Below are 21,277 nucleotides of genomic sequence, written 5' to 3'. Positions count from 1 at the left end.
CCTCGGGCGGTCCCCAGGTCGCGCCGCCGAGCGTTGAAGCACCGCGTCGGCGAAGAGTACGTTGCCATCAGGAGTGGTTTGGCGATGCGTACAGGCAGTGAGCCGGCGACCGCGCGTAGTGCACTGCGGGCGCGGTTCTGGCTGAGCGTCTGGGGGCTGGTCTGGGCCGTCTTCGGCACCGCCGCGTTCGCACTGGCGGGGCGTCCGGGCTGGGCGGCCGCGTGCGGCGTGCTGTGGCTGGTGGTCACCGTCGACCTGGCCATGATCCTCCGGCACATCCGGCAGGGCCCTCACTACCAGCCGGGCCGTGACATACCGCCGTACCGACCACCGGACGACGGGCCGCCGGAGCGCGGCACATCCCGCCAGCGGCCGGGCGGACCGCCGTACCCCGGCCCACCGGGGCACCGCCCTCCGTGACCGCCGCCTTGACCAGCGCCGTCGCCGTCGCCTCGCCCGGCACCGACGCCGTAGGGCGTCAGTCGTCGAAACGGGCCGCCTTGAGGTACTGCGGATTGGGGTCCAGTGCGGCGGCCAGCCTGAAGTGACGTTTGGCCTGCTCGGGTCGGCCCTGGCGCTCGAAGGTGCGGGCCAGGGCGAAGTGCGCGAACGCGTTGTCCGGCTCACGCTCCAGCACGATGGTGAACTCCAACTCGGCGGGCCGCAGTTGCGCTGCCGCGAAGAAGGCACGCGCGCGCAGCAGACGCGCGGCGGTGTTCTCGGGGTACGCGGCGATGACTCCGTCGAGCAGCTTCACCGCGCCCCGCGGGTCCCGTGCGTTGAGCAGTTGCTCCGCGGCACGGAAGTCGATGACATGCGTTTCCGGCGTACGTCCGGTGGAACCGCTGGTCTCGGGCACGGCTGAGTCCTTCCCTCGCTCCAGCGCTTCAACGCCCCGGGAAGGACGGCTATTCCGTTGCCCCGGCCGCCTGCCGTGCCCGACGGGCAAGGTCGTCCCAGACCTCGGCGACCCGCTTCCTCAGCGCGTCCAGGGGCACGTCGTTGTCGATGACGACGTCCGCGATCTCGCGCCGCTGCTCACGCGTCGCCTGTGCGGCCATACGCGCGCGTGCGTCGGCCTCGGTCATCCCGCGCAGCCGTACGAGCCGGTCGAGCTGGGTCCCGGCGCTCGCGTCCACGACGATCACGACGTCGTAGAGGGGAGCGAGACCGTTCTCGGTGAGCAGGGGCACGTCGTGGACCACCACGGCGTCCTCGGCCGCGGCGCTCTCCAGCTCCCGCGAGCGCGCGCCCACCAGGGGATGCACGATCGAGTTGAGAACGGCCAGCTTCTCGGGATCGGCGAAGACGATCGAGCCGAGCCGGGGCCGGTCCAAGCTGCCGTCGGCGGCGAGGACGTCCGCCCCGAAGGCGTCGACCACGGCCGAGAGGCCGGGGGTGCCGGGTGCCACCACCTCGCGCGCGATGCGGTCCGCGTCGATCAGCACGGCCCCGTGCTCCACGAGCAGCCGCGACACCTCGCTCTTGCCGGCACCGATACCGCCGGTCAGGCCCACTGTCAGCATGAGCGGAAGCCTAGACGCTCCACCGGAGGCCGGATCCGCCGGGCCCGACGAGGATCCGCGAGCACCGGCGGGATCAGTGTCGCCTTCGCACTCCGCGAGGATCCGGGAGAGCCGGCGGGGTCAGTTGTCGCCCTCACGCTCCGCGAGGATCCGCGAGAGCCGGCGGGGTCAGTTGTCCCCCTCGCGCTCCGCCAGGAAGCGCTCGAACTCCCGGCCGATCTCGTCCGCCGACGGGATCTCCACGGGCTCGGCCAGCATGTTGCCGCGGGTCTCGGCTCCGGCCGCGGCGTCGTACTGGTGCTCCAGCCCCTGGACGAGCGCGGTCAGTTCCTCGTCCCCCTCCTGGATCTGCCGGTCGATCTCGTTCTGCGTGCGGTGCGCTTCAGTGCGCAGCGAGTGGGCGACGCCGGGCAGCACCAGACCGGTGGCGGCCGTGACCGCCTCCAGGACGGTCAGGGCGGCGTCCGGGTACGCGGAGCGGGCGATGTAGTGCGGGACGTGCGCGGCCACGCCCAGGACGTCGTGTCCGGCCTCCATGAGGCGGTATTCGACCAACGACTCGGCGCTGCCGGGCACCTGCGCCTCGTCGAAGGGGCTGCGGTGGCCGGGGACGAGATCCGTGCGGCTGCCGTGCGGCGTCAGGCCCACCGGGCGGGTGTGGGGGACGCCCATGGGGATGCCGTGGAAGTTCACGGACAGGCGGACGCCGAGCCGTTCCACCACCTGCCGCACCGCCGCCGCGAAACGCTCCCACTCCACGTCCGGTTCGGGGCCGGACAGCAGCAGGAACGGAGCACCGGTGGCGTCCTGCACCAGGCGGACCTCGAGAGCCGGAACCTCGTAGTCCGTCCAGCGGTCCCGCTTGAAGGTCAGCAGCGGGCGACGTGCCCGGTAGTCCACGAGCCGGTCGTGGTCGAATCGGGCGACGACCTGGTGGGGCATCGAGTCGAGCACCTGGTCGACGATCTGGTCACCGGTCTCACCCGCGTCGATGTATCCGTCGAAGTGGTAGAGCATGACAAGGCCGGCCGACTCCTGGGCGAGCGCCATGTCGACAGCGGCGAGGCCCTTCGGCTCCCATGCGTACAAACCCTGCGGATCAAGCACTGTGACCGCCCCTCCTCGTGTTCGTCTTCGACAACGCGCCCTGCGGCGGCGGAATTCCCGCGACACGCCGCGAGCTGCGATCTCGCGCCGGACGCCTTGACGCCCCGTCACCTGGTCCGTACCTTCACGAGCATCGGAGTTCACATGTGCGATCAGTGTTCATGTACGAGGAAGAGTCGGGCTGTGCCCTGAGCCCGGCATCCCGAGTCCGACGCCCCGGCACCCCCGCAACCCCGCACCCCTGCACCCCTGCACCCCTGCACCCCGGCACCCCGGCACCCGTACGACAGGAGAGCACTCATGCGCATACGCACCCCGCTCGTCTTTCTGGTGGCCACGGCCCTGGCCGGCGGTGGCCTGTTGCTGACCGCCGGCGGCCCGGCCTCGGCCACCACCGCCGGCGCCACCCTCGAGGTGACGACCGCCGCCCAGCTGAAGACCGCCCTCGGCACCGCCCGGGCCGGCGACACGATCCATCTGGCGGACGGCGTCTACAGCGGGAACTTCAAGGCGACCACGCCCGCCACGGCGTCCGCCCGGATCACGCTCACCGGCTCCCCCGGCGCCGTACTGACCGCCGGCGGCGGCTACGGACTGCATCTGAACGGTGCCTCCTACTGGACGGTCAGCGGCCTGACCGTGACCGGCGGGCAGAAGGGCATCATGATCGACACGGCGAAGGGGGTCGTCGTGGACGGCGTCACGGTGCACGGCCTGGACATGGAGGGCGTGCACTTCCGTAACTCCAGCACGGACGGCGTGATCAGGAACTCGCGCATCTACGACACCGGCAACGACGGAAGGGGCATGGGCGAGGGCGTCTACGTCGGCACCGCGAACACGCTGTCCGACAGGAGCGACCGCATCGAGATCCTCGGCAACACGATCGGTCCCGACGTGGGCGGTGAGAACGTCGACATCAAGGAGGGCACGACCGGTGCGCGGATCATCGGCAACACCTTCGACGGCAGCGGCCTGACCGGGGCCAACTACGACGACTCATGGGTCGACGTGAAGGGCGACGACGTCCTCGTCCAGGACAACACCGGCACCCGGACCAGCAACGACGGCTACCAGACCCACACCCAGCAGCCCGGCTGGGGCTGCGGCACGGTCTTCAAGGGCAACAGGTCGACCCTGACCGGCGCCACCGGATCCACCCAGCTCGCGATCGACGTCACCGACAACGGCTCCGACTGCAAGACGACGGTCTACAGCAGCAACACGGTGACAGGCGGCAAGGGCCTCACGAACATCCCCGTCACTGCGCCCGGCGACCGCTGACGGGCGGTCCCTGAGGAGGAGCGCCCGAGGCGGGCCCCCTCCGAGGGGGGCCCTTGGAGAAGCCGCAAGGGAGCCCTGAGCGATGTGCCCGAGGGATGCGCACCCGGCCGAGGCGCGCACCCGGCCGGGGCCGGAAAACCCTGAAGAGCCGCACCTCGAAAGGTGCGGCCCCTCAGCAGCTATCGGCTAAGCCTCAGCGGCAGCGATCAGCTCTGGCCACCGGCCAGCTTCTCGCGCAGCGCGGCCAGCGCCTCGTCCGAGGCCAGCGCGCCGGAGGTGTCCGCACCCTCGGAGGAGTACGAACCGCCACCCGAAGCGGCCGGAGCGGCAGCCTCGCCACCCTCGGCGGCAGCGGCAGCGTCGGCCTCGCGGCTCTTGATGACCTGCTGCTGGTGCTGCTCGAAGCGGGTCTGCGCCTCGGCGTACTGGCGCTCCCACTCCTCGCGCTGCTTCTCGTAGCCCTCGAGCCAGTCGTTGGTCTCGGGGTCGAAGCCCTCGGGGTAGATGTAGTTGCCCTGGTCGTCGTACGACGCGGCCATGCCGTACAGGGTCGGGTCGAACTCGACCGAGGCCGGGTCGGCACCGAAGGACTCGTTGGCCTGCTTCAGCGAGAGGCTGATGCGGCGGCGCTCGAGGTCGATGTCGATGACCTTGACGAAGATCTCGTCGTTGACCTGGACGACCTGCTCCGGGATCTCCACGTGGCGCTCGGCCAGCTCGGAGATGTGGACCAGACCCTCGATGCCCTCGTCCACGCGGACGAACGCACCGAACGGAACCAGCTTCGTGACCTTACCGGGCACGACCTGGCCGATCTGGTGGGTGCGGGCGAACTGCTGCCACGGGTCTTCCTGGGTCGCCTTCAGCGACAGGGAGACGCGCTCGCGGTCCATGTCGACGTCGAGGACCTCGACGGTGACTTCCTGGCCGACCTCGACAACCTCGGACGGGTGGTCGATGTGCTTCCAGGAAAGCTCGGAGACGTGGACCAGACCGTCGACGCCACCCAGGTCCACGAAGGCACCGAAGTTGACGATCGAGGAGACGACGCCGGAACGGACCTGACCCTTCTGGAGGGTGGTGAGGAACGTCTGGCGGACCTCGGACTGGGTCTGCTCGAGCCAGGCACGGCGGGACAGGACCACGTTGTTGCGGTTCTTGTCCAGCTCGATGATCTTCGCCTCGAGCTCCTTGCCGACGTACGGCTGGAGGTCGCGGACGCGGCGCATCTCGACCAGGGAGGCCGGGAGGAAGCCGCGGAGGCCGATGTCGAGGATGAGACCACCCTTGACGACCTCGATGACGGTACCGGTGACGATGCCGTCCTCTTCCTTGATCTTCTCGATGGTGCCCCAGGCACGCTCGTACTGGGCGCGCTTCTTCGAGAGGATCAGGCGGCCTTCCTTGTCCTCCTTCTGGAGGACCAGGGCCTCGATCTCGTCACCGACGGCGACGACCTCGTTCGGGTCGACGTCGTGCTTGATCGAGAGCTCGCGGCTCGGGATGACACCTTCGGTCTTGTAACCGATGTCGAGCAGGACCTCGTCCCGGTCGACCTTCACGATGACGCCGTCGACGATGTCGCCGTCGTTGAAGTACTTGATCGTCTCGTCGATCGCGGCGAGGAAGGCTTCCTCGTTACCGATGTCGTTGACCGCAACCTGCGGGGTGGTGGCGGTGGTCTCGGTGCTGCTCGTCATGTGGGAAAGGGCTCCGGTACGGACATTGAAGTCGTAGGTACTGCTACGCCGGGAGCCCGTATCGCTCTGAAGAAGCCGGACAGCCAAGGAAGCGTCACCCAAGAACACTGGTGACGCCTCGAAAACCGAGGGGACATACAACAGATGCGAGCGCAGCCTGCTACGTCTGAGGTGCGCAGGCCCGCAGCGCAACTTGTAGCATACGGGGGCAGCCGGACATGGTCAATGCGCGAAGGCGCACACCCGGGGCGGATCGCCGCATAACCGGCGAAAGAATCGCCCTGACGGGCCACATGAGCCCATGGGACGCCTTCCGCACGGGCCCCGGCGGGTTGGACGGAAGAGTACGACGAGGGAGCCGATCATCCAAGAGCCGGAAGCGTACGACCCTGAGCGGTCGGAGGGGTTCGAGCCGGAGGCCACCCGGCGTGACTCCGGTGTCACGGAGAGCGCACGGGCCAATCGGGGCTGGTGGGACCGGAACGCGGACGAGTACCAGGTCGAGCACGGCACGTTCCTCGGGGACGACCGCTTCGTGTGGGGGCCGGAGGGCCTGGACGAGGTGGAGGCGGAGCTGCTCGGCCCGCCGGAGGAGCTGAAGGGCAAGGAGGTCCTGGAGATCGGCGCGGGCGCGGCGCAGTGCGCCCGCTGGCTGGCCGCCCAGGGCGCGCGTCCGGTGGCCCTCGACCTCTCCCACCGCCAGCTCCAGCACGCGCTGCGGATCGGCGGATCGTTTCCCCTGGTCTGCGCCGACGCCGGCGCGCTGCCCTTCGCCGACGGCTCCTTCGACCTGGCGTGCTCCGCGTACGGCGCCCTGCCTTTCGTCGCCGACCCGCGGCTGGTCCTGCGTGAGGTGCGGCGGGTGCTGCGGCCGGGCGGGCGGTTCGTGTTCTCGGTGACGCATCCGATCCGCTGGGCGTTCCCGGACGAGCCGGGTCCCGAGGGCCTGTCGGTGTCCTCGTCCTACTTCGACCGCACGCCCTACGTGGAGCAGGACGACCAGGGCCGCGCGGTGTACGTGGAACACCACAGGACGCTGGGTGACCGGGTGCGTGACATCGTGGCGTCGGACTTCCGGCTGCTGGACCTGGTGGAGCCCGAGTGGCCCGCGTGGAACACCTCGGAGTGGGGCGGTTGGTCGCCGCTGCGCGGCGCGCTGCTCCCGGGTACGGCGATCTTCGTGTGCGAGCGGGACTGAGGCGTTCCCGCCGCCGCCCCAGCTCATGACGCCGGGCCGCCCATGACGCCTTCGCGCGCGTGACGCCTGGACGCCCGTGTACACCTTCGCGCGCGTGAGGACGTGAGGAGAGGGGAGGGGCGGTCCGGTCGTCGTGCTTTCACCGCGCGCGTACGCGTAGGGGGGCGCCCCGGTCGTCGGGACGATTCGCGCGCGTAGAGCGACGCCCCGGCTGTCGGGACGATTCACGCGCGTAGAGGGTGCGGTCCGGTTGTCGTACGACACTGGGGGTGTGATCCGTTACGACGCCCTCGACGCGCTGCCCGTGCGCTCCGCCCTGCCCGCCCTGGCCGACGCGCTGGAGGGCGACGGTACCGCCGTCCTCGTGGCGCCGCCCGGCACCGGCAAGACGACGCTGGTGCCGCTCGTGCTCTCGGGGCTGGCCGGGGACGGTCCCGCGCGGCGGGTCGTGGTCGCCGAGCCCCGGCGGATCGCGGCGCGCGCGGCCGCCCGGCGCATGGCGTGGCTGCTGGGCGAGAAGCCCGGCCACAGCGTCGGCTTCACGGTGCGTGGCGAGCGGGTCGTGGGGCGGCACACGCGCGTGGAGGTCGTGACGACCGGCGTGCTGCTTCAGCGGCTCCAGCGCGACCAGGAGCTGGCCGGGGTGGATGTCGTCGTCATCGACGAGTGCCACGAGCGGCATCTGGACGCCGACACGGTGGCGGCGTTCCTCTGGGACGTCCGGCAGGCGCTCCGGCCGGAGCTGCGGCTGGTGGCGGCCTCGGCGACCACGGACGCCGAGGGGTGGGCGCGGCTGCTGGGCGGGGCGCCGGTGGTCGAGGCGGCCGGTGTGGCGCATCCGGTGGAGGTGGTGTGGGCTCCCCCGGCCCGTCCGGTGCGGCCGCCGCACGGGATGCGGGTGGATCCCGCGCTGCTCGCGCACGTGGCGTCGGTGGTGCGGCTGGCGCTGGGCGAGCGGGACGGGGACGTGCTGTGTTTCCTGCCCGGCGTGGGCGAGATCGCGCGCGTGGCGGGCCTGCTGGGGGATCTCGGTGCCGTCGATGTGCTCCAGGTGCACGGCCGGGCGCCGGCCGCGGTGCAGGACGCTGTGCTGACGGCCGGGCAGCGGCGCCGGGTGGTGCTGGCGACGTCCGTCGCCGAGTCGTCGCTGACCGTGCCCGGCGTGCGGGTGGTGGTCGACGCCGGGCTGGCGCGGGAGCCGCGCGTGGATCACGCGCGCGGGCTGAGCGGGCTGACCACCGTGCGGGCGTCGCGGGCGGCCGGGCGCCAGCGGGCGGGGCGGGCCGGGCGTGAGGCGCCGGGGACGGTGTACCGGTGCTGGACGGAGGCCGAGGACGGCCGCCTGCCGGCTTTCCCGGCGCCGGAGATCAAGGTGGCCGACCTGACCGCGTTCGCGCTCCAGGCGGCCTGCTGGGGCGATCCGGACGCCTCCGGGCTGGCGTTGCTGGACCCGCCGCCGGGCGGGGCGATGGCGGCGGCCCGGGAGGTGCTGTCGGCCGTGGGGGCGGTGGACTCCGGCGGGCGGGCCACGGAGGTCGGTGCGCGGCTGGCCCGGCTGGGGGTGCACCCGCGGCTGGGGCGGGCGCTGCTGGACACGTCCGGTGCGGGGGCGCCGGTCGTCGCCCTGCTGTCCGAGGAGGTGCCGCGGGACTACGGCGACGATCTCGCCGGTGCTCTGCGGCGTGCCCGGCGTGGGGGTGACGCCTACGCGGGGCGCTGGGCCGCGGAAGTGCGGCGGCTGCGGGCCGTGTCCACCGGGTTCTCCCGTCCGCCCGCCCAGGGCCGTCCGTCACCGGCCGACACCGGTGCGGGAACGGCCACACCGGCGGAGGGGGCGGCGCGCACGGGGACTGACGAGGGGCGCGGACATACCGGGAGCGGCGAGGAACTGGTACACACCGGAGCCGACCAGGCGCTCGGGCGCACCGGGGCCGGCGAGGAGCTGGAACCTGTAGCGGCCCACGAGGAGCTGGGACGCACCGGGACCGGCGAAGGGCGCGGACGTACCGGGACCGGCGAAGGGCGCGGACGTACCGGGACCGGCGAAGGGCGCGGACGTACCGGGACCGGCGAAGGGCTGGGGCGGACCGGGGGCGGCGAGGAGGCCGGCCGCGGTGGGGTCGGGGGTGACGCGGTGTGGTCGGACGGTGGTGCGCGCGGGGCGCTGGGCGCGGGTGTCGGCGAGGTCGCCGCTCTCGCCTTTCCCGAGCGGGTCGCCCGGCTGGACGGGAGCTCGTACCTGATGGCGTCCGGGACGCGGGCCGAGGTGGCCGACGGATCCGCTCTGCGGGGCGCTCCCTGGATCGTCGTGGCCGTCGCCGACCGGCCCACCGGCAAGGGCCACGCGCGGGTGCTGCTCGGTGCCGCCGTGCACGAGGACGTGGCACGGGCCGCCGCACGGTCTCTGCTGGGCGAACGGGACGAGGTGCACTGGGCGGCCGGTGACGTCGTGGCCCGGCACGTGACACGGCTGGGGGCGATCGAACTGGCCGTGCGGCCCCTGAAGGACGCCGACCCGGCGCTCGTACGCGCCGCCCTCCTCGAAGGACTCCGGGAGGAGGGGTTCGGTCTGCTGCGCTGGTCGCCGGAGGCCGGGGCACTGCGGCAACGGCTCGCGTTCCTGCGTGCGCATCTCGGGGAGCCGTGGCCGGACGTGTCGGACGACGCGCTGCACGCGCGCGTGGACGAGTGGCTGGAGCCGGAGCTGAGCAGGGCCCGCAGGCGGGCCGACCTCGCCCGGATCGACGCCGGGCAGGCGCTCTCACGGCTGCTCCCCTGGGCGGGCGGGGAGGCTTCCCGGCTGGACGAGCTGGCGCCGGAGCGGATCACCGTGCCGAGCGGGTCCAGGATCCGGATCGACTACGGCGAGCCCGCGCGGCCGGTCCTCGCCGTCAAGCTGCAGGAGATGTTCGGGCTGCGGGAGACACCGGTCGTGGCGGGCGTGCCGCTGCTCGTGCATCTGCTCTCCCCCGCCGGGCGCCCGGCCGCCGTCACGGCCGACCTCGCCTCCTTCTGGCAGGACGGCTACCGGGCCGTCCGGGCCGAACTGCGGGGCCGCTATCCCAAGCATCCGTGGCCCGAGGACCCGGCGACCGCCGAGCCGACCCGGCACACCAACGCGAGGCTCAGACGCTGACCCCGCTCAAGCGCTGACCCGCTCGGACGCCGACCCGCTCAAGCGCTGACCCGCTCGGACGCTGACCGGCACGGGCGCTGACCCGCCTAGGCGCCGACCGGCACGGACGCTGACCCGCTCAGACGCTGACCGGCGCGGACTCCTCAGGCTGCCTGGGTGCCGGGCCCCGGGGGCTGCGGGCGCGGGCCTCCAGGACGAGGGAGAGGGCGAGGAGGAGCACGCCGAGGCCGAGGAGGCTCCAGGGGGCGTAGGAGGTGAGGACCAGGACGAGCGTGCGGTTCTGCTTGACCAGGGCGACCGTGTGGGCGATGTAGTCCTCGCGCATCTTCACGTGCCCGGCGAAGGCGGTGACCTTGGCCCGGCCGCCGAGCAGAGTGCCGCCGCGCAGCTCCTCCTTGTGGAGTTCCTCGCCGTACACGGGTGCGCCGGTGACCGGTTCGACCCAGAACCTGCGGACCGTGGTGTACCAGCGGGTGGTGCCCGTCTTCGCGACCGTCTCCGGGGTGATGCCCTGCACGGGCATGGTCTTCGGCATGGGGACCCTGGTCCAGGGGATGGTCTGCTCGAAGTAGTAGACCGGCAGGCTGCGGAAGGTCCGGGTGCCCTCGTAGTGGATGGGGCTGGTGGTGCGGGTCTGCGCGTCGAAGTACTCGTAGTCCCGTTTCTGCGTCAGGAAGGGCCACTTGAACTCGATCCCGTCGCGCGTCACCGGGTCGCCGTCGACCATCTCGCCGGTGGCGTGCACGGGGTCCTGGCTGTGGGCGTCGAAGATGTACCGTTCGGGCACCTTGGAGACCATCTTGCCGTCGGGGCCCTGGACGTAGGACAGGCTGTCCCAGACGACGACCGGCCGCCCCGCCGTCTTCCCGATCTTCTTCGCGGCCTCCACGTCACCCTTGAGGGTCTGCACGATGGTGACCTTGGAGACCTTTTTCGCGCGCATGGTGCCGTAGTCGAGGAGGGTGGCGCCCCTGGCCTCCAGGACCATGTCCTGGTACTGGTTCGCCGGGATGCGGGCCAGACGGGGGAAGGCGTACCAGCGCAGCAGCGGGGACAGCGCCGCGCAGAACACGGCGCAGGCGAGCAGGACCAGGCTTGCCTTGCGGCGCATGTGTGGCCTCCCTCCCGGACGGGCGCGGCTAAGGGTGCGCGGGCACCGTCGTCAGCAGCGGCTCGGGGGACGTCCGGCCCGACGGCGGGCCCAGCGCGCTGATCGTGAGGACCAGGGCGAGTGCGAGGACGAGACCGGTCGCGGCGGCGATCAGGGCGCGCATGCGGGCCTCCCCGGCGGACGGTCCATGACCTGACTGGTCCTGATGGCTCGTCAGGTCGGGCACCGTAGCAACGCGCGGGCGAGATGAGAACAGCGGTGCACGCACGAAGAGGGTGCCCACCCCGCAGGAGCGGACGGTGCACGCACGAACGAGGGTGCCCACCCCGGATGACCGGGCGGTGCACGCACGAACGAGGGTGCCCGCCCGCCGCAGCGGGGGGCACCCTCGGGGCACCGCCTCAGGACGAGGAGGCGGACGGGTCCGGGGCCGGGGGCTCGGAGGGGTCGACGGCGACCGCGACCTTCAGCTCCACGGTGAGCGTCGCACCGCCGTCGGTGGTGATGCGGAGCAGGAAGGTGCCGGAGACGTCGTCGGCGTACAGCTTGGGCAGCGTGAGCAGGCCCTTGGCGTCGGTCCGGAGGCCGGTGAGCGTGTGTACGGCGTTGCCGTCGGCGTCCTTGAAGTAGGGGCCCTTGTCGTTCTCCGTGGGGTCGGTCGCGGACTTGACCAGGGTGGCGGTGGCCGCGACCTTGTCGGCCACGGCGTTCTTGTACGTCGCCTTCACCTGGACCTGGTCGGCGAACTCACCGCCCGGGGTGCAGGTCAGCGGGGTGTCGCCGGTGCGGACCAGGGTGTCGGCGGCGCGCGGGGTGACGGTCGCCGTGTAGTCGACGCCCTTGAGCGAACGGCCCACGACGGAGGCGGTGACCTTGAAGTCGCCGGTCTTGTCGCCCGCCTGGAGCGCGGGGGCGTGCGCGATGCCCTTCGCGTCCGTGGTGACCGTGGCGACGGTCTCGCCGCCGGTGAAGGTGGCGTCCGTGTCGCCGGTGACGGTGAACCGGACCCTGATCCGGGCCAGGGACTTGCCGCCCTTGGTCTCGGCGCGGGTGCCGATCCGCTGGGTGAAGGCGTCGTCGGCCATCGCCGTGAGCTTCTTCGTGCCGGCGTCTTCCAGGTGGTCCACCAGGTCGGTCGGGGTCGGCGGGACGGGCGGCTTCGGCGGCTTGGGGTCGGGCGTGCCCCCGTTGCCGTTCCCGTCGCCGCCGTTGCCGTTCCCGCCGTTCCCGCCGTCGCCGTTCCCGCCCTCGTCGTGGCCGGGCCTGTCGTGGCCGGGCCTGTCGTGGCCGGGCTTGTGGGGCCTCGGGGCCGGCTTCGTCCTCGGCGGCCGCGAGGGGCCCGGGGTGGTGGTGGGGCCGGAGGTGTCGTCGCTGCGGTGCTCGGGAACGCCGCCGGAGCCGTCGGGGACGGAGTGGGTGCCCTTGCGGTAGTACTCCATCCAGTTCAGGACCAGGTCGAGGTAGTCCTGGGAATTGTTGTAGCTGAGGATCGCACTGTGCAGGTCGGCCTCGCGGGACAGGTCCCAGTCGTTGCGGCACAGGTAGTGGCCGGCGGCGAGCGCGGCGTCGTAGACGTTGTTGGGGTCCTTCTTGCCGTCCCCGTTGCCGTCGCGGCCGGCCCAGGCCCAGGTGGACGGGATGAACTGCATGGGGCCGACGGCCTGGTCGTAGGTGCTGTTGCCGTCGTACGCGCCGTTGTCGGTGTCCGGGATGAGCGCGAAGCCGTTGCCGTCGAGCTGCGGGCCGAGGATCGGGCGCAGCGTGGTGCCGTCGGCGCTCACCTGCCCGCCGCGGGCCTGTCCCGACTCGACGTTGCCGATGGCCGCGAGCAGCTGCCAGGGCAGGTTGCAGCCGGCCTTGGCGGAGCGCAGTTCGGCGGCGGCCTTCTGGTACGCGTCCAGAACCGTCGCGGGGATGCCGCCCTCGGCCCTGCTCACGGAACTGGAGGGGCCGACGGTCGGCGCGGGGCTGGGTTCGGGGCTGTTCAGCGGCGGCAGGTCCGTGTAGTACGGCGAGTTGCCGGTGGCGTTCGCGCTGCCGTCGCCGTCCGGTACGGAGGTGGCGGTGCCGGCCGAGGTCTGTCTGCCGGGCTCCTCGCCGGTCGCTCCCGGAGCCTGGGACGCGGAGAGAGCCGCGACCGCCGCTGCCGCGACGGCGGTGGTCGCCGCCCCCTTGCGCAGCCGTCTGCCGAAATGCGCCGCCATTGAGTGAACCCCTCCCGTGGACGCTCGCGCGTCCGTCTCCGTCGCTGTGTTCCTCGCTCTGGTGTGACGGTCGGCCCGGCGTTCTGGTTGCCCCTGTTTCGTCTTTCGGTCTGTGGGACATGTGTACGACCGTGCGCCCGGCACCGCGCCGCAGGTGACCCTACGACAACTTGCTGTGAGCAGGCACCCATTGCGTCCGGATTTTACCGGTTGGCCGACTGTCGTCGGCACGGGCCGCCCTCGGACGGCGTCACGCATACTGAGCGGATCTGATCACCGGTACCGGGCCGCGGGTAGCCGAACGCCCTGGAGGCTGTGTTGCCGTTCACCCTCAGCCATGCGGCGGCCGTACTGCCCGCGATACGCCGGGACGGGAGCGGGCGGGCCGGGTTGGTGCCCTCGGTGCTCGTAGCGGGTTCCTTCGCACCCGACTTGCCCTATTACGCGGCAGGTGTCCTGTCCGGTGGAATGGAATTCGGCGCTGTCACGCACGCGTTCACCGGTGTCGTCACGGTCGACGTGCTCATCGCCTGGGCCCTCGCGGGACTGTGGCTGCTGGTCCGCGAGCCGTTGGTCGCACTGCTGCCACGGACCCGGCAGGGCCGGCCGGCCGCCCTGCTGCGCTGCGGCGCGCCACGTGCGCGTGTGAGTGTCTCGGCGGCGGGGTGGTGGTACGGGTCCGCGGTGACCGGCGCGCTCACCCATGTGGTGTGGGACGCGTTCACGCATCACGACCGGTGGGGTACGCGGCTGATTCCGGCCGTGGGCCGGGCCCGGCCGGGCGGCGTACCGCTGTTCACCTGGCTGCAGTACGGGTCGTCCGGGGGCGCTGCCGTACTGATCGCGGTGTTCGTGGTGCGGGCGCTGCGGCGGACCGCGGACGGGGTGCCGGTGGGGGTGCCCGCGCTGTCGGTGCGGGACCGGTGGTGGGCGCTCGCGGGGATCGGCGGCTGTGCGCTCGCCGGGGCGGTGCAGCGGACGGCACGGTGGCGGGCGGAGTGGGGGGCTGCCGGGCACCTGTGGGAGCTGGTGCCCACCCTGTGCTTCGGGGTGGGCGCCGGGATGCTCCTGGGGTTGCTGCTGTACGCGGTGGCGGTCAGGGTCCGGCGTCCGGCCGCCGGTCCTGGGGGGCCTGGGGATCTCGCCGAGGCGGCCGGTGCGGGCCGGGGGCGGCCGGTCGCTCGGTGAGGGAGGCGACGAACACCGTGAGGGTGGGGCGGGGGCGTGATCTCGGGACCAGGGTGAGCGTGAGGGCGAGGTAACCGCGGGCCAGGTCGGCCCACTGGCGCCAGTCGGGCAGGCGGTCCGGGCGGCCGGCGAGTCTGCGCCGGATGCTCTTGGCGACGTCTCGGACGGTCGTGGCCGGGTCGGCGGGGATGCGGGCGGTGCTTGCGTCGGCTGCTAGGGCCGGGACCGGCGCGGCGGGCATGGCCTGCGCCGAGGCGGTGACCGCCCGGACCCCGGTGACTGCCTCGGGCGTCCGGCGGTGAAGCATGCGTATACCCATGCCCGCAGTGTTGCGGCTGCGAGGGGTGCGGGGCGTTTTGGCGGGGGCCACGAGAGTGACGGGTCCCTCCGGGGGTCCGGCCGACTCCGGCCGGGGCTCGGCCCGGGGTATGGCCGGGGTCCGGCCCGGGGCCAGGCCGGGGTCCGGCCCGGGGGGTGGCTGGGGTTCGGCCCGGGGCCAGGCCGGGGTCCGGCCGGTACGGGCGGGCCGCCGTGGGCGCCGGCCGGACGGCACGGCTCCACAGCGGAGGCCGCACCACCGGCCCGCACCGCCGGATGCCTCGCGGCACGCACCGGCAGCCCCTGGCACGGCCGCTCCGCCCCGCCAGGGGCGGTAGGGGCGGCCCCGCCGGTCCGACGGCGCCGCACCACAGCGGAGGCCGCACCACCGGCCCGCACCGCCGGATGCTTCCCGGCACGCACCGGATGCCTCGCGGCACGCACCGCCGCTCCGCACCGCCGGTCCCCGCACCGCCGGGGCCGGTCGCCGTCGTCGGGCGGAGAGGGGGCGTGGGGAGGGGGTGGTCGCCCCCTCCGGTCGCGCCGTCGGCTAGTGGGCCGCCGACTCCCAGTCCGGGCCCACGCCCACCGAGACGTCCAGCGGGGCCCTCAGGCGGACGGCGTCGGCCATCTCCCGGCGGACGAGCTCCTCCACCGCCACCCGCTCGCCGGGGGCGATCTCCAGGACGATTTCGTCGTGGACCTGCAGGAGCATGCGGGACTTGAGGTCCGCCTCCCGCAGCGCGCTGTCCACCTTGAGCATGGCCAGCTTGACGATGTCCGCCGCCGTGCCCTGGATGGGTGCGTTCAGCGCCATCCGCTCGGCCGCCTCGCGGCGCTGGCGGTTGTCGCTGTTGAGGTCCGGGAGGTACCGGCGGCGCCCGAAGAGCGTCGCCGTGTAGCCCGTCGCCCTCGCCTCGTCGACCGCGCGGCGCAGGTAGTCCCGGACCCCGCCGAAGCGCTCGAAGTACGCGTCCATCAGGGCGCGGGCCTCGGCCGCCTCGATGTTCAGCTGCTGCGAGAGGCCGAACGCGGACAGGCCGTAGGCGAGGCCGTACGACATCGCCTTGATCTTGCGGCGCATCTCCGCGTCCACCGCGCCGGGCTCGACGCCGAACACCTGGGAGGCGGCCGTGGTGTGCAGGTCCTCGCCGGAGGTGAACGCCCGGATCAGCCCCTCGTCCTCGGAGAGGTGGGCCATCACCCGCAGTTCGATCTGGCTGTAGTCCGCCGTCATCAGGGACTCGAAGCCCTCCCCCACCACGAAGCCCCGGCGGATCGCCCGGCCCTCGTCGGTGCGGACCGGGATGTTCTGGAGGTTCGGGTCCGTGGAGGACAGCCGGCCGGTCGCCGCGACCGTCTGGTTGAACGTGGTGTGGATACGGCCGTCGCCCGCGATGGTCTTGATCAGGCCCTCGACCGTGACCCTGAGCTTGGCCTGCTCACGGTGCCGGAGCATGATCACCGGCAGTTCGTTGTCCGTCTGGGCGGCGAGCCAGGCCAGGGCGTCGGCGTCGGTGGTGTAGCCGGTCTTGGTCTTCTTGGTCTTCGGCAGGGCCAGCTCACCGAAGAGGACCTCCTGGAGCTGCTTGGGCGAGCCCAGGTTGAACTCGTGGCCGGCCGCCGCGTGGGCCTCCTTCACGGCCTGCTGCACCGCGCCCGCGAACATCTGCTCCATCGCCTCCAGGTGCGCCCGGTCGGCGGCGATGCCGTGCCGCTCCATGCGGGCGAGCAGGGCGGAGGTGGGCAGCTCCATGTCGCGCAGGAGGTCGGCGGCACCGACCTCCTCCAGCCGGGTGCGGAACGCCTCGCCGAGGTCCAGCACCGCGCGGGCCTTGATCATCTGGGCTTCGGCCTCGGCGCCCTCGTCCGTGCCGAAGGCCAGCTGGCCGTCGGCCGCGGCGGCCGGGGCCAGCTCGCGGTGCAGGTACTCCATCGAGAGCGCGTCCAGGTCGAAGGAGCGGCGCCCGGGCTTGACCAGATAGGCGGCGAGCGCGGTGTCCATCGTCACGCCCTCGACGGACCAGCCGTGCTCGGCGAAGACGCGCATGGCGCCCTTGGCGTTGTGGAACACCTTGGGCCGGCCCGCGTCGGCCAGCCAGCCGGCGAACGCGTTCTCGTCGGCCTCGTCCAGCTCGGCCGGGTCGAACCAGGCCGCCGCCCCCCCGTCCGCGGCGAGGGCGACCTCGGCGACCGAGCCGGTGCCCAGCGCCCAGGTGTCCACCGTGGCGACGCCCAGCGTGCCGGTGGCGTGCTCGGTGAGCCAGTCGGCCAGCTCGCCGGTGCGCAGGATCCTGCCGTCGATCTCGACGCCCTCGGCGGTCACCGGGGCGGCCTCGGCCTCCTCCGTGCCCGGGTCGACGGCGAAGAGACGCTCGCGCAGGGACGGGTTGCGGATCTCCAGGGTGTCGAGGACCATCGCGACGGCCTTGCGGTCGTACGGGGCCCGCTCCAGGTCGGCGACCGCCTTCGGCAGTTCGACCTGGCGCTCCAGTTCCGTCAGGACGCGGTTGAGCTTGACCGCCTCCAAGTGGTCGCGGAGGTTCTGGCCGGCCTTGCCCTTGACCTCGTCGACGCGCTCGACCAGCTCGGCGAAGGACCCGAACTGGTTGATCCACTTCGCGGCGGTCTTCTCCCCGACACCGGGGATGCCGGGGAGGTTGTCGGACGGGTCACCGCGCAGGGCCGCGAAGTCGGGGTACTGGGCGGGCGTCAATCCGTACTTCTCGAAAACCTTCTCCGGGGTGAACCGGGTCAGCTCCGAGACGCCCTTGGTCGGGTAGAGCACGGTGACGTGGTCGCTGACCAGCTGGAAGGAGTCGCGGTCACCGGTGACGATCAGCACGTCGAAACCGGCGGCCTCGGCCTGCGCGGCGAGCGTGGCGATCACGTCGTCCGCCTCGAAGCCCTCGACGGCGAAGCGCGGGGCGTGCATCGCGTCGAGCAGCTCGCCGATCAGCTCGACCTGGCCCTTGAACTCGTCCGGGGTCTTGGAGCGGTTCGCCTTGTACTCGGTGAACCGCTCGGAGCGCCAGGTCTTGCGCGAGACGTCGAAGGCGACCGCGAAGTGCGTGGGCCCCTCGTCACGCAGGGTGTTGGCCAGCATCGACGCGAAACCGTAGATCGCGTTCGTCGGCTGGCCGGTCGCGGTCGTGAAGTTCTCCGCGGGCAGCGCGAAGAACGCGCGGTAGGCCAGCGAGTGCCCGTCCATGAGCATCAGCCGGGGACGGGTGCCGCCGGGGGTCTTGTCGGTCTGCTTCGATGCTGTCTTCGCCACGCCCCCGATCCTGCCACGCCGCACCGACACTCCGGTCCGGACGGTTCCCGCCCCGGCACGGCGAGGCATCCTCCGGTCACCCTCCGCGACGATCCCGGGCGCGGTCGACCGCGGGCCGGTCGGCCGCCCGTCGTCCCGGCGGCCCGGCCGACGCCCGCCCGGAACGGTTGTCGGTGCCCCGTGGGAGGATCGTCGGCGTACTTGTCACGCGCAGTCGAAGGGGAGCGTGCGATGGCGACGAAGCCGCCCAAGGGCGATCCGGTCCAGGACGCACCGCAGGTCGCGGAGCCGAAGCACGCGGCGGCGGGGCTGCCCGCCGTCGGGCACACGCTCCGCGTCGCCCAGCGGCAGATGGGTGTGAAGCGCACCGCGCTGACGCTGCTGCGCGTGAACCAGAAGGACGGCTTCGACTGCCCGGGCTGTGCCTGGCCCGAGCCGGAGGACCGGCACGCGGCGGAGTTCTGCGAGAACGGCGCGAAGGCGGTCGCCGAGGAGGCCACCCTGCGCCGGGTGACGCCGGAGTTCTTCGCCACGCACTCCGTCGCGGACCTCTTCGGCCGCAGCGGCTACTGGCTGGGCCAGCAGGGCCGCCTCACGCACCCCATGTACCTCCCCGAGGGGGGCACCCACTACGAGCCGGTCTCCTGGGAGCGGGCCTTCGGCATCGTCGCCGACGAGATCGCCGCCCTCGGCTCACCGGACGAGGCCGTCTTCTACACCTCGGGCCGCACCAGCAACGAGGCGGCGTTCCTGTACCAGCTCTTCGCGCGCGAGCTGGGCACGAACAACCTGCCGGACTGCTCGAACATGTGCCACGAGTCGTCCGGGTCGGCTCTCAACGAGACGATCGGCATCGGCAAGGGCAGCGTCCTGCTGGAGGACCTGTACCAGGCCGACCTGATCATCGTCGCGGGCCAGAACCCGGGCACGAACCATCCGCGCATGCTCTCCGCGCTGGAGAAGGCCAAGGCCAACGGCGCGAAGGTCATCAGCGTCAATCCGCTGCCCGAGGCGGGGCTGGAGCGCTTCAAGAACCCGCAGACCCCGCAGGGCATGCTCAGGGGCGCCGCCCTCACCGACCTGTTCCTGCAGATCCGCATCGGCGGCGACCAGGCCCTGTTCCGCCTCCTCAACAAGCTCGTCCTGGAGACCGAAGGCGCCGTCGACGAGGAGTTCGTCCGCGAGCACACGCACGGCTTCGCCGGGTTCGCGCAGGCCGCGCGGGCCGCCGACTGGGACGAGACGCTCGCGGCCACCGGCCTCACGCGCGCGGAGATCGAGCGGGCCCTCGGCATGGTCCTCGCCTCGAAGCGGACCATCGTCTGCTGGGCCATGGGCCTCACCCAGCACAAGCACGCCGTCCCGACCATCCGCGAGGTGGTCAACTTCCTGCTGCTGCGCGGCAACATCGGACGGCCGGGGGCCGGTGTGTGCCCGGTGCGCGGGCACAGCAACGTCCAGGGCGACCGCACCATGGGCATCTTCGAACGGCCCGCTCCCGCCTTCCTGGACGCCCTGGAGAAGGAGTTCGGGTTCGCGCCGCCGCGCGAGCACGGCTTCGACGTCGTACGGGCCATCCGCGCGCTGCGTGACGGCGAGGCCAAGGTCTTCTTCGCGATGGGCGGCAACTTCGTCTCCGCCTCGCCCGACACCGAGGTCACCGAGGCGGCCATGCGCCGCGCGCGGCTGACCGTGCACGTGTCGACCAAGCTGAACCGCTCGCACGTCGTCACCGGCGCGCGGGCGCTGATCCTGCCGACGCTGGGCCGCACCGAACGCGACCTGCAGGCCGGCGGCGAGCAGTTCGTGACGGTGGAGGACTCCATGGGCATGGTGCACGCCTCGCGCGGGCGCCTGCGGCCCGCGGGCCCGCAGCTCAGGTCCGAGCCGGCCATCGTCTGCGGTCTGGCGCGCCGGGTGCTCGGCGAGCGCAGCGTCGTGCCGTGGGAGGAGTTCGAGAAGGACTACGCGAAGATCCGCGACCGCATCGCGCGCGTGGTCCCGGGCTTCGAGGACTTCAACGCGCGCGTGGCCCGGCCCGGCGGCTTCGCGCTGCCGCACGCCCCGCGCGACGAGCGCCGGTTCCCCACCGCCACGGGCAAGGCGAACTTCACCGCGGCGCCGGTGGAGTACCCCCGGCTGCCCAAGGGCCGGCTGCTGCTGCAGACCCTGCGCTCGCACGACCAGTACAACACCACGATCTACGGACTGGACGACCGGTACCGGGGCATCACGGGCGGGCGCCGGGTGGTGCTGGTGCACCCCGAGGACGCCCGCTCGCTCGGAGTCGCCGAAGGGGCGTACGTCGACCTGGTGAGCGAGTGGCGGGACGGCGTGGAGCGGCGGGCGCCCGGGTTCCGGGTCGTGCTGTACCCGACGGCCCGGGGCTGTGCGGCGGCGTACTACCCCGAGACGAACGTGCTGGTGCCGCTCGACGCCACGGCCGACACCAGCAACACTCCGGCGAGCAAGTCCGTCGTCGTACGCCTCGAAGGGCGTTCCGCGGACCGTCTGGAAGAATCGGCGACCGACTGAGCGTTTGCTCAGTCACGACAGGCGGACGACGAACGGAGCCGGGCCCATGGGTGAGCAGCAGCGAACGAAGTTCCCGCAGGAGGTCATCGACGAGTACGCGGCACTCGGCGTGGACCTGCCCGCCCTGTTCTCGGCCGGCCATCTGGGCACGCGCATGGGCGTGCAGATCCTCGAGGCCTCGCCTGACAAGGTCGTCGGCACCATGCCGGTGGAGGGCAACACCCAGCCGTACGGCCTGCTGCACGGCGGCGCCTCGGCGGTGCTGGCGGAGACCCTGGGGTCGGTCGGCTCCATGCTGCACGGCGGCAGCTCGAAGATCGCCGTCGGCGTCGACCTGAACTGCACGCACCACCGCGGTGCCCGTTCGGGTCTGGTGACGGGCGTGGCCACGCCGGTGCACCGGGGCCGGTCCACGGCGACGTACGAGATCGTGATCAGTGACGAGGAGGGCCGCCGGGTCTGCTCCGCGCGCCTGACCTGCCTGCTGCGGGACGCCCGCCCCGGTGACGGCCCGGCCGGGTCCGCCGGAAGCTGATCCCCCGCTTGCGCCGGGGCGTTGCCCCTCGCCGCCCCTCCCCTTAGCTTCGGCACATGGGACGGCGAGGAGGCCCCCCGCCGGGGGTGAGGTTCCTGGTACTCGGGCCGATGGCAGCGGTGGCGCTGTACGCGACGGCGTGCGCCGCCCCCGCGGCA

The 21,277-nt window shown here is 72.5% G+C and carries 16 protein-coding genes; 7 read left to right on the top strand and 9 right to left on the bottom strand.

What is annotated here, in order from left to right:
* The first annotated feature begins 84 nt into the window (after window positions 1-84).
* Window positions 85-420 (top strand): DUF6343 family protein, encoded by a 336-nt coding sequence (locus tag GT045_RS40135; RefSeq protein ID WP_161336167.1) that lies wholly within the window; start codon window positions 85-87, stop codon window positions 418-420.
* A 58-nt stretch (window positions 421-478) separates the two neighbouring features.
* On the opposite strand, the gene GT045_RS30700 is transcribed toward GT045_RS40135, so the two are convergent.
* The 3 genes from GT045_RS30700 to GT045_RS30690 form a co-directional block, all read right to left on the bottom strand.
* Window positions 479-859 (bottom strand): tetratricopeptide repeat protein, encoded by a 381-nt coding sequence (locus GT045_RS30700; RefSeq protein WP_161298181.1) that lies wholly within the window; start codon window positions 857-859, stop codon window positions 479-481.
* Window positions 860-908: 49 nt separating this feature from the next.
* Complete coding sequence (gene coaE / locus GT045_RS30695; protein WP_161336166.1) at window positions 909-1,526, bottom strand: dephospho-CoA kinase; 618 nt, start codon at window positions 1,524-1,526, stop codon at window positions 909-911.
* Between the two features lie 168 nt (window positions 1,527-1,694).
* Window positions 1,695-2,633 (bottom strand): PAC2 family protein, encoded by a 939-nt coding sequence (locus tag GT045_RS30690; protein WP_161336165.1) that lies wholly within the window; start codon window positions 2,631-2,633, stop codon window positions 1,695-1,697.
* Window positions 2,634-2,933: 300 nt separating this feature from the next.
* On the opposite strand from GT045_RS30690, the gene GT045_RS30685 reads away from it, so the two are divergent.
* Complete coding sequence (locus GT045_RS30685; protein WP_161336164.1) at window positions 2,934-3,917, top strand: right-handed parallel beta-helix repeat-containing protein; 984 nt, start codon at window positions 2,934-2,936, stop codon at window positions 3,915-3,917.
* A gap of 206 nt (window positions 3,918-4,123) precedes the next feature.
* Here GT045_RS30685 and rpsA read toward each other — a convergent pair whose 3' ends face one another.
* The gene (gene rpsA, locus GT045_RS30680; protein WP_067015219.1) at window positions 4,124-5,617 is read right to left on the bottom strand and encodes a 30S ribosomal protein S1; all 1,494 of its coding nucleotides are present in this window, start codon (window positions 5,615-5,617) and stop codon (window positions 4,124-4,126) included.
* Between the two features lie 301 nt (window positions 5,618-5,918).
* Between rpsA and GT045_RS30675 the strand changes: the two genes are divergently transcribed.
* The gene (locus GT045_RS30675) at window positions 5,919-6,815 is read left to right on the top strand and encodes a class I SAM-dependent methyltransferase (RefSeq protein WP_202515775.1); all 897 of its coding nucleotides are present in this window, start codon (window positions 5,919-5,921) and stop codon (window positions 6,813-6,815) included.
* Between the two features lie 271 nt (window positions 6,816-7,086).
* The gene (locus tag GT045_RS30670; RefSeq protein WP_161336163.1) at window positions 7,087-9,951 is read left to right on the top strand and encodes an ATP-dependent helicase C-terminal domain-containing protein; all 2,865 of its coding nucleotides are present in this window, start codon (window positions 7,087-7,089) and stop codon (window positions 9,949-9,951) included.
* A 118-nt stretch (window positions 9,952-10,069) separates the two neighbouring features.
* Here the strand turns inward: GT045_RS30670 and GT045_RS30665 are convergent, their stop codons facing one another.
* The 3 genes from GT045_RS30665 to GT045_RS30655 form a co-directional block, all read right to left on the bottom strand.
* Complete coding sequence (locus GT045_RS30665; RefSeq protein WP_161336162.1) at window positions 10,070-11,062, bottom strand: DUF3068 domain-containing protein; 993 nt, start codon at window positions 11,060-11,062, stop codon at window positions 10,070-10,072.
* Window positions 11,063-11,090: 28 nt separating this feature from the next.
* On the bottom strand, window positions 11,091-11,225 hold the full coding sequence (locus tag GT045_RS30660) for an SPW_0924 family protein (protein WP_161292371.1): 135 nt from the start codon (window positions 11,223-11,225) through the stop codon (window positions 11,091-11,093).
* A gap of 238 nt (window positions 11,226-11,463) precedes the next feature.
* Window positions 11,464-13,266: a lytic transglycosylase domain-containing protein gene (locus tag GT045_RS30655; RefSeq protein WP_161336161.1), complete on the bottom strand. Its 1,803-nt coding sequence runs from the start codon at window positions 13,264-13,266 to the stop codon at window positions 11,464-11,466.
* 318 nt (window positions 13,267-13,584) lie between these two features.
* Between GT045_RS30655 and GT045_RS30650 the strand changes: the two genes are divergently transcribed.
* Complete coding sequence (locus GT045_RS30650) at window positions 13,585-14,454, top strand: DUF4184 family protein (protein ID WP_161336160.1); 870 nt, start codon at window positions 13,585-13,587, stop codon at window positions 14,452-14,454.
* Here the strand turns inward: GT045_RS30650 and GT045_RS39190 are convergent.
* Window positions 14,363-14,773, bottom strand: coding sequence for a hypothetical protein (locus GT045_RS39190; RefSeq protein ID WP_202515770.1), 411 nt, complete (start codon window positions 14,771-14,773; stop codon window positions 14,363-14,365). The genes GT045_RS30650 and GT045_RS39190 overlap by 92 nt on opposite strands.
* Before the next feature lie 549 nt (window positions 14,774-15,322).
* Window positions 15,323-18,049: a DNA polymerase I gene (polA, locus tag GT045_RS30640; RefSeq protein ID WP_161336159.1), complete on the bottom strand. Its 2,727-nt coding sequence runs from the start codon at window positions 18,047-18,049 to the stop codon at window positions 15,323-15,325.
* Window positions 18,050-18,280: 231 nt separating this feature from the next.
* Between polA and GT045_RS30635 the strand changes: the two genes are divergently transcribed.
* The gene (locus GT045_RS30635) at window positions 18,281-20,584 is read left to right on the top strand and encodes an FdhF/YdeP family oxidoreductase (RefSeq protein WP_161336158.1); all 2,304 of its coding nucleotides are present in this window, start codon (window positions 18,281-18,283) and stop codon (window positions 20,582-20,584) included.
* A gap of 46 nt (window positions 20,585-20,630) precedes the next feature.
* Complete coding sequence (locus tag GT045_RS30630; protein WP_161292361.1) at window positions 20,631-21,119, top strand: hotdog fold thioesterase; 489 nt, start codon at window positions 20,631-20,633, stop codon at window positions 21,117-21,119.
* Window positions 21,120-21,277 lie beyond the last annotated feature (158 nt).

It is taken from the genome of Streptomyces sp. SID486 (genome assembly GCF_009865385.1).
Taxonomy (GTDB): Bacteria; Actinomycetota; Actinomycetes; order Streptomycetales; family Streptomycetaceae; genus Streptomyces.
Note: the sequence above shows the minus strand (reverse complement) of the source record. Positions and strands in the feature narration are given on the sequence as shown.